This is a genomic window from Bacillus sp. JJ664 (genome assembly GCF_036962205.1).
Taxonomy (GTDB): Bacteria; Bacillota; Bacilli; order Bacillales; family Bacillaceae_G; genus Gottfriedia.
On record NZ_JBALMS010000194.1, the window covers coordinates 1 to 3,186 of the forward strand.

Here is a 3,186-nt window from a genome sequence, read left to right on the forward strand (position 1 = left end):
CGCCAGTTAGTTGAATTAGAAAATCCTCTTAGTAATACTTTTAGAAAATGTTTATTTTATAATTTATTAATCTTTTACATCATATTAATCCTAACTTAAAAAACTGGTTATACAATAAGGTGGTGATAAAGCATTACTCATACTAGGAGGGATAATGATGCTTACTATTATATTAACTGAATTCAAAAACATGTGGTTTGGCAAGGCAAGAACAAATGATAATTTCGATGAGATTGATCGCCTTGAATCCAAGCATACCAGAGTTCGTTTTGATAAAGATATTTATGAAATCATCCGTGTCCAATAGTCGATGAAGCCTTCGGAATACAGGAGGCTTTTTTTATTTAAACAATAATCCTTATTGAACTAACGCGCCAGTTAGTTGAAGAACGTTTTAGTTTAAATACCATCTTCTTAAATTTTCAATTATAATTAAAAATATACGGAGATTAATTACAAGTGAGGATTTAAACTATGGGTATTTTGAGTAATAAAACAAACCTTCTACTATATTCTGGAATTGGAATTATTATTTTAAGTTTATTTTTCCCTTGGACCTCAATGGGTTCCGAGGTTGCAAATCTTTGGGGTATCGATAAATATGGTGTGTTTAGTTTAACTCCAGCGATAATTGCATTATTTTATGTAAAAAAGCAAATGTATTTGGTTATTTTGGGCTTAACTATTTTAGCTTTAATTGTTTCTTTTATTCAATTCTATAATATAGCTGCTACGTTATACATATCAGCACCTGATATCAACTTTAGTAAGCACGTTGTTAATAAAATATTTTATATACACATCTTGGGATGCATTTTTACTTTGTTAATATGCTTATTTATAAGTATCGATAAATTTATAAAAAACAAATAAATACATTCTTAAAAAATATTTAAAGACACTCCATGAGTGTCTTTTTAAATATTTAAATAAAATAATACTTATGAAACTAGTCTTAATCATTAAATTTAGAAGTATTATTCAAGAAATAATAGCTGATTGAACATCGAATCTTATTTCATTAAAAAGTTATTAAGCTAAAGCGCCAGTTAGTTGGATAAATTATTTCATTGAACGTGCAATTTCTAACATTTTTTCTTTCGATAATCTTGAACTATTCATTGTTAAATATGTTCCATCTTGTGCCCAAAAAAGTAAACCACCATTAATGAGTTCACCATGATTATCCAATGTGCCACTATTTCCCCATTCCGCGAAATACCCCTTGTTTCCATTAATATTAACTTGTTTAGCATTAGGACTTAAAAGTTCTTCATTTAATGGATTTTCTTTTCTCTGGTCAATTCCGACTATTAGTATAGTATCCTGGCTATCCATGTAATGTAATCTAAAATTAGTGATGTTTTCTGTTACTCCCCATGGATAGGTTTTAATTTCTAGTGTCCAATCAGAAGGAATCTTTTTGGGAGTTAAAACGGTAAAGTTTATTTTCTTCTTAATTTCTGGAACAGTAATGCTGTTGTGATTATACTTAATTTCTTTAGCCATAATTATCGTGGGGCTACTAATAAAAAGGAAAAGGACAATCAACAAATGAATAGAAGATGCCAATTTACTACCTCAATTCTTATTTATTTTTCTGGTAGTATTATCTCCTAACAATCACTTCTTATTAACAATACCGCTATTTAGTTCCATAAAAAGACCACCTAAGCAGATGATCCGTATGCAACTAACGCGCCAGTAGTTGAGTAAGAAACTCAAATTTACCTAGTCTTCAATAATCCAATCCTAAAGCTCTAATTACTTCTGAAACTTGGATATCCTTTGCCATTTCTTTAATCGGTTGCCACTTAAAATCTTTTAACTCTTGCTGTTCTATTGGTAATTCGGGGTCAAAGCCTAATTTAGGTGTTGAATTGCTTCCGGCTACTTGCGTCAGGAAACACTTTTCAACCCCAAACTCATAATTATTAGTATATAAATGTTTAATTACATCCACCTTTAAATTAACTTCTTCTTGTACTTCTCTGATTACAGCTTCTTCAAATGACTCGTCATTTTCTAGTCCTCCACCCGGTAATGTCCAATAATTCTTTTCACCTTTAACAACGTGAACCATAAGGATGCAATCATTCTCAATAATTGCTGCAAATGCTCTTTGTCTAATACCCAATGTTTCACCTCACTATAATTGAGCTCTATGTAGGCATAGGAATATGAAAAATTCCATATTTCTAGTAGTCTTATTTAATGTTCTTTTGGTGTTCATAACAATATATTTTTCCATTGAATCTAATATTTGCTAAACAATAAGAAGCTACTTTTTCAGATACTTGTTTTTTACATTTAGAACATAAATGATTTTGTCTAACTGCTTCAGCACTACTAATTGTTGTACTTTCTTTTAACGCGTTAATATGTTCTTTTCGGATTAATGGAACAGTGTTATTAGCATTTGAAAATACAGTATAAATCTCTCTAATTTCTGAATCGGTTAAAATTAGAGATTTATTGGTAACTTTCAAAACTGAAACTTTCCTTTTTATATAATCTGAAAGTTCAATATCGTAGATTAGTAAATTATTTGAAGATATTTCCTAAAGTCACCATCCACTTTTAATATACAACGTTTTGTAAAAGAAACAACGGATATAAAATGCTCACCAAATTTTCTACTAATTAAAGGTTTTAAAGCTTGAATGTGTCCAAAATTCTGTATAAAAGGATTCATCATTTTAAATTTCCCATTAACTAACCAGGTTTTTCTATCTTCACCACCATAAATTGTTCCTTGATAATTTTTTGTTTCAATAACAAAAATTCCATAAGGTGTAATTACAACATGATCAATTTGGGAATAACCTGATTTTGCTTTTGGATTTGGGACGATAATATCACTTAAATACTTATATTCTTTCGGTAATTGATCCAATTGTATATCTATTTTATATTCACCTAATTCTCCAATTCTTGAAGCCTTTTTATCTTTGGATTTACTACTGTGTGCAGCCATTGGATTTTTAGGAGTTTCTTCTTTTTTCTTTTTTCTAAAAATATTAAAGATAGACATATTAAAAGCTCCTTATTTACGAATATAGTTGAAATCTAAAAGTAATTATTGCTATATTTTTATCGGTTTATTTAGTTTGATTTAAATATAATCATATCTTTTTCCAAATCAAAAAAGAGTTACCTTCGTAACTCTTAATCTTCAACTAACGC

Annotated in this window: 6 protein-coding genes; 2 read left to right on the forward strand and 4 right to left on the reverse strand. The window is 29.1% G+C overall.

Annotated elements, in window-relative coordinates; genetic code table 11:
- The first annotated feature begins 157 nt into the window (after positions 1 to 157).
- Entirely contained in the window at positions 158 to 307 is a 150-nt protein-coding gene (locus V7056_RS20010) for a hypothetical protein (protein WP_192602112.1), read from the forward strand.
- Between the two features lie 167 nt (positions 308 to 474).
- A complete protein-coding gene (locus tag V7056_RS20015; protein ID WP_499704144.1) occupies positions 475 to 873 on the forward strand; it encodes a hypothetical protein in 399 nt (132 codons plus the stop codon).
- A gap of 189 nt (positions 874 to 1,062) precedes the next feature.
- Here V7056_RS20015 and V7056_RS20020 read toward each other — a convergent pair whose 3' ends face one another.
- The 4 genes from V7056_RS20020 to V7056_RS20035 form a co-directional block, all read right to left on the reverse strand.
- Positions 1,063 to 1,572, reverse strand: a complete 510-nt coding sequence (locus V7056_RS20020) for a DUF4367 domain-containing protein (protein WP_499704145.1) — start codon at positions 1,570 to 1,572, stop codon at positions 1,063 to 1,065.
- 166 nt (positions 1,573 to 1,738) lie between these two features.
- Positions 1,739 to 2,137 (reverse strand): NUDIX domain-containing protein, encoded by a 399-nt coding sequence (locus V7056_RS20025; protein ID WP_499704146.1) that lies wholly within the window; start codon positions 2,135 to 2,137, stop codon positions 1,739 to 1,741.
- 70 nt (positions 2,138 to 2,207) lie between these two features.
- Positions 2,208 to 2,489 (reverse strand): hypothetical protein, encoded by a 282-nt coding sequence (locus tag V7056_RS20030; protein ID WP_499704147.1) that lies wholly within the window; start codon positions 2,487 to 2,489, stop codon positions 2,208 to 2,210.
- A gap of 47 nt (positions 2,490 to 2,536) precedes the next feature.
- Complete coding sequence (locus tag V7056_RS20035; protein WP_499704148.1) at positions 2,537 to 3,034, reverse strand: nuclease-related domain-containing protein; 498 nt, start codon at positions 3,032 to 3,034, stop codon at positions 2,537 to 2,539.
- Positions 3,035 to 3,186 lie beyond the last annotated feature (152 nt).

Bases quoted from the DNA above. Each gene is read 5' to 3' on its own strand.
- V7056_RS20010 (WP_192602112.1), top strand. From the start codon at position 158: ATGCTTACTATTATATTAACTGAATTCAAAAACATGTGGTTTGGCAAG.
- V7056_RS20015 (WP_499704144.1), top strand. From the start codon at position 475: ATGGGTATTTTGAGTAATAAAACAAACCTTCTACTATATTCTGGAATT.
- V7056_RS20035 (WP_499704148.1), bottom strand. From the start codon at position 3,034: ATGTCTATCTTTAATATTTTTAGAAAAAAGAAAAAAGAAGAAACTCCT.